5 protein-coding genes are annotated in these 5,018 nt (G+C 72.8%); 3 read left to right on the top strand and 2 right to left on the bottom strand.

The window, feature by feature from the left end:
- Both PKY62_RS11960 and PKY62_RS11955 read right to left on the bottom strand, forming a co-directional pair.
- On the bottom strand, positions 1 to 349 hold a 349-nt coding region (locus PKY62_RS11960), incomplete at its 3' end, for a potassium channel family protein (protein ID WP_324537249.1).
- Complete coding sequence (locus PKY62_RS11955; protein WP_324537253.1) at positions 349 to 999, bottom strand: potassium channel family protein; 651 nt, start codon at positions 997 to 999, stop codon at positions 349 to 351. The genes PKY62_RS11960 and PKY62_RS11955, both read right to left, overlap by 1 nt.
- Before the next feature lie 119 nt (positions 1,000 to 1,118).
- Here PKY62_RS11955 and PKY62_RS11950 point away from each other — a divergent pair, with 119 nt between their 5' ends.
- From PKY62_RS11950 to PKY62_RS11940, 3 genes are all read left to right on the top strand, one after another.
- Complete coding sequence (locus PKY62_RS11950) at positions 1,119 to 3,101, top strand: APC family permease (RefSeq protein WP_324537247.1); 1,983 nt, start codon at positions 1,119 to 1,121, stop codon at positions 3,099 to 3,101.
- Complete coding sequence (locus PKY62_RS11945) at positions 3,098 to 4,381, top strand: class I SAM-dependent RNA methyltransferase (RefSeq protein ID WP_502875841.1); 1,284 nt, start codon at positions 3,098 to 3,100, stop codon at positions 4,379 to 4,381. Before PKY62_RS11950 ends, PKY62_RS11945 begins: the two co-directional genes overlap by 4 nt.
- A gap of 135 nt (positions 4,382 to 4,516) precedes the next feature.
- The coding region (locus tag PKY62_RS11940; RefSeq protein ID WP_324537245.1) for an aconitase family protein at positions 4,517 to 5,018 on the top strand (502 nt) is incomplete at its 3' end.

Raw genomic sequence — 5,018 nt, 5'->3', positions numbered from 1 at the left:
CCGCGACGTCGACGCCCCAGGCCTCGTCGAACATCCACTCGTTCTTGGGGTTGTTCACGCGGGCGACGGTGCGCGGCACGCCGAACTCCGTCTTGGCCAGCAGCGAGATGACGAGGTTGGCCTTGTCGTCACCGGTCGCGGCGACGATGACGTCGCACTCCTCGGCCTTGGCCTGGGACAGCGTCGACAGCTCGCACGCGTCGGCGAGGATCCAGTCCGCGTCCGCGACCGACGCCACCCGCATGGCGGACGGCTGCTTGTCGATGAGGGTGACCTCGTGGTCGGCGGTCAGCAGCTCGTTGGCGATGGAGCGGCCCACCGAGCCGGCTCCGGCGATGACGACGCGCATCAGTCGGCCTCCGGGGGCACGTGGGTGAGGATGCGCTCGACCTTCGGCAGGTCGATCGCCTGGACGAGGACGTGCACGACGTCGTTCTCCTGGAGCACGGTGTCGGGACCCGGCAGCACACCGTCGCCGTAGCGCGTGAGGTACGCGACCCGCGCCCCGGTGGCCTCTTCGAGCCGCACCGTCAGCCGGCCGATCCAGCCGGGGTGCACGTCCACCTGGGCCATGATGATCTGCCCCGAGGCGTCCCGGTACTCGTCGGTCGCGCCCATCGGGAGCATGCGGCGCAGCACCTGGTCTGCCGTCCAGCGGACCGTCGCGACCGTGGGGATTCCAAGCCGCTGGTAGATCTCGGCGCGGTGCGGGTCGTAGATCCTGGCCACGACGTTGTTCACGCCGTACGTCTCGCGCACCACCCGTGCGGCGAGGATGTTGGAGTTGTCCCCGTCGGAGACGGCGGCGAACGCGTGGGCGTCCTCGACGCCCGCCTGCACCAGGGTCTGCCGGTCGAACCCGAGCCCGGTGACCTTCTTGCCGGTGAACGAGGCGTCCAGCCGTCGGAACGCGTCCGGGTTCTGGTCGATGACGGCGACGGAGTGGCCGCGGCTCTCGAGGGACTGGGCCAGCGTGGCGCCCACGCGGCCGCAACCCATGATGACGAAGTGCACAACCGCAGACGCTATACCGTCAGCGCGCCGCGCAGGGGACCCACAGCGGGCGGGCGTGGGACGGGGGGATCCACCGGGCGCTCACGGGCCTAGCATGGGCTCTCGTGTCGGACATCGTAGATGCGGCGAAACGTCTGCTCGTGGGCCGTCCGGTCCGCAGCGACAACCTCGGCCACACGCTCCTGCCGAAGCGGATCGCCCTGCCGGTCTTCGCCTCGGACGCCCTCTCGTCGGTGGCCTACGCCCCAGACGAGATCCTGCTCACCCTGACGATCGCCGGGCTCGGAGCCGCGATCATCTCGCCGTGGGTGGGCCTGGCCGTCGTCGTCGTCCTCGTCGTCGTCGTGACGTCGTACCGCCAGAACGTGCACGCCTACCCCTCGGGCGGCGGTGACTACGAGGTCGCGACCACCAACCTCGGCCCGCGGGCCGGTGTCGCGGTGGCCAGCGCGCTGCTCGTCGACTACGTGCTCACGGTGGCCGTGTCGATCTCCTCGGGAGCCCAGTACGCGGCGACGGCGCTGCCCGCGCTGCGCGGCCACGAGGTGTCGTTCGCCATCGGGCTCGTCGTGCTGCTCACGCTGCTCAACCTGCGCGGCGTCAAGGAGTCGGGCACCCTCTTCGCGATCCCCACGTACCTGTTCATGCTCGGTGTCGGGTCCATGGCGGTGGTCGGGTTCGTCCGCTTCGCCACGGGGTCGCTGCCCATGGCCGAGAGCGCCGTGCTCGACGTGCTCCCGGAGGACGGCTTCGAGCAGGGGCTCATGGGCCTGGCCGGGGCGTTCCTCGTGCTGCGCGCCTTCGCGTCCGGCTGCGCGGCGCTGACCGGCGTCGAGGCGATCAGCAACGGCGTGCCGGCCTTCCGCAAGCCGAAGAGCAAGAACGCCGCGACGACGCTGGCGCTGCTCGGCGGGCTGTCGGTGACCTTCATGATGTCGATCCTGCTGCTGGCCAAGGTCACCAACGTCCACTTCGCGGAGATCCCCGCGGAGCAGCTGACCCTGGACGGCGTGCCGGTGGGCGAGGACTACGTGCAGAACCCGGTGCTCGGCCAGCTGGCCGCCGCGGTGTTCCAGGGCTTCCCGCCGGCGTTCTACCTGCTCTCCGCCGTCACCGGCCTCATCCTCGTGCTCGCGGCCAACACAGCGTTCAACGGGTTCCCGGTGCTGGGCTCGATCCTCGCCCGGGACGGCTACCTGCCCCGCCAGCTCCACACGCGCGGCGACCGGCTCGCCTTCTCCAACGGCATCGTCGCCCTGGCCGGCGGGGCGATCGTGCTCATCTGGGCGTTCGACGCCCAGGTCACGCGCCTCATCCAGCTGTACATCGTGGGCGTGTTCGTCTCGTTCACCCTCAGCCAGCTGGGCATGGTCAAGCACTGGAACCGGCACCTGCGCACCGAGCCCGACCCGGCCGCGCGCTCGCGGATGGTGCGGTCGCGGACCATCAACGGGATCGGCCTCGGGCTGACGGGCACGGTGCTCGTCGTCGTGCTCATCACCAAGTTCAGCCGCGGGGCGTGGATCGCGATCCTCGCGATGGCCGTGATCTTCGCGGTGATGCAGGCCGTGCGCAGGCACTACGACTCCGTGCGCGACGAGCTCGCGCTCGGCCCCGACATCAGCGCCGCGCGCTCGCTGCCGAGCCGCGTGCACGCGATCGTGCTCTTCTCGCGCCTGCACAAGCCGACCATGCGTGCCCTGGCCTACGCGCGGGCGTCGCGGCCGTCCGTCCTCGAGGCCGTCACGGTGGCCGTTGACCCGGAGGACATCCCCCGGATGCGCGCGGACTGGGACGCGCTCGAGCTGCCCGTGCCGCTGAAGATCCTCGACTCGCCCTACCGCGAGATCACGCGGCCGATCGTCGACTACGTGCGCTCGATCCGCCGGGAGAGCCCGCGCGACCTCGTCGTCGTCTACATCCCCGAGTACGTCGTGGGGCACTGGTGGGAGCACGTGCTGCACAACCAGAGCGCGCTGCGGCTCAAGAGCCGGCTGCTCTACACGCGCGGCGTGGTCGTCGCCTCCGTGCCGTGGCAGCTGGAGTCCTCCGTCGAGGTCGCCCACCGGCAGGGCGACGACGCGTGAGGCGCCGCACCCCCGGCGGTGCCGGGGCGCGCCGGGCACCCACCCGGGCCGCGCGCGCCGACCTGCCGCCCGACGCCGTCCTGGAGATCGGTCCGGTGGCCCACGGCGGCCACTGCGTCGCCCGGCACGAGGGCCGTGTGGTCTTCGTGCGGCACACGCTGCCGGGTGAGCGCGTGCTGGTGCGGTTCACCGAGGCGGGGCAGACGGCGTCGTTCTGGCGCGCCGACGCGGTCGAGGTGCTCGAGGCGAGCCCCGACCGCGTGCCCAGCGCCTGGCCCGCGGCCGGCCCCGGCGGCGTGGGTGGTGGGGAGCTGGCGCACGTCGCCCTGCCGGCGCAGCGTGCCTGGAAGGCCGCCGTGGTGGCCGAGCAGCTGCGCCGCCTCGCCCACGACGAGCGCCCCGTCGACGTCGAGGCCGCACCGGGGGAGACCGACGGCCTGGGCTGGCGCACCCGGATCGAGCTGGTCGCGGACGCGCAGGGCCGGGCCGGCATGCTCCGCCACCGCTCGCACGAGGTGGTGGCCCTGACGTCCATGCCGCTGGCCGTCGCGTCGATCGCGGACCTGGGCCTGTTCGACCGGCGCTGGACGCCCGGTGCGCGGATCACGGCCGTGGCGCCTGCGGGGGCGGACGCACCGCTCGTGCTGGTGGACGGCCTGCCGTGGACCGCGCACGGCGTCGACCGCCGCCCCAACGCGCGGACCTCGGTGCGCGAGACGGCCGTGGTCGCGGGGCGCGAGCACACGTGGCGCGTCGCCGCGGACGGGTTCTGGCAGGTGCACCGGGCCGCGCCCGCCGTGCTCGCCGGCGCGGTGGTGGACGCCGTCGGCGCGCGCGAGGGCGCGACGGTGCTCGACCTGTACGCCGGGGCCGGCCTGTTCAGCGTGCCGCTGGCGGAGGCGGTGGGGACCTCTGGCCGTGTCGTCGCCGTCGAGGGTGACGAGCGGGCGCTGCGCGACGCCCGGCGCAACGTGCACGACCACGCGCAGGTCGAGCTGCACCTCGGTGGGGTGCTGGAGGTGCTGCGCGCCGGCCCCGTGCCGCGCGCCGACGTCGTGGTGCTGGACCCGCCCCGCGTCGGTGCGGGGCGCGCCGTCGTCGAGCAGGTCGTGGCGCGGGCACCCGAGCGCGTGGTCTACGTCGCGTGCGACCCGGCGGCGCTCGCGCGGGACGTGGCGACGTTCGCCGCGGCCGGCTACGCGCTCACCGGGCTGCGGGCCGTCGACCTGTTCCCCATGACCCACCACATCGAGTGCGTGGCGGTGCTCGACCGCGGCTGAGCCGCCACCCATGATGTATCTTGATATCAAGATACATTGCGGCTCGGGGATCGATAGCCTGAGCCCCGACGCAGGGCTCGGCGGGCACCCGCACCGCCCTCGGGCGACCAGCGCCGACACACCGGAGGAGCAGCTGTGAGCAGCATCAACACGTTCGGGTCCCAGGGCGCGCTCGAGGTCGGCGCGGCCTCCTACGAGATCTACCGGCTCAGCGCGGTGCCGGGGCTGGAGCGGCTGCCCTACAGCCTCAAGGTGCTCGCCGAGAACCTGCTGCGCACCGAGGACGGCGCCAACATCACCGCCGACCACGTGCGCGCGCTCGCCGGCTGGGACCCGGCGGCGGAGCCCGACACGGAGATCCAGTTCACCCCCGGCCGCGTCGTCATGCAGGACTTCACCGGCGTGCCCTGCATCGTGGACCTGGCCACGATGCGCGAGGCCGTGGCCGAGCTGGGCGGCGACCCCGCGCGGATCAACCCGCTGGCCCCCGCGGAGCTGGTCATCGACCACTCGGTGCAGATCGACGTCGCGGGCCGCCGCGACGCCTTCGAGCGCAACGTCGCGCTGGAGTACGAGCGCAACGTCGAGCGCTACCAGTTCCTGCGCTGGGGCCAGACGGCGTTCGACGACTTCAAGG

It is taken from the genome of Actinotalea sp., from assembly GCF_035443605.1.
GTDB lineage: Bacteria > Actinomycetota > Actinomycetes > Actinomycetales > Cellulomonadaceae > Actinotalea.
Note: the sequence above shows the minus strand (reverse complement) of the source record. Positions and strands in the feature narration are given on the sequence as shown.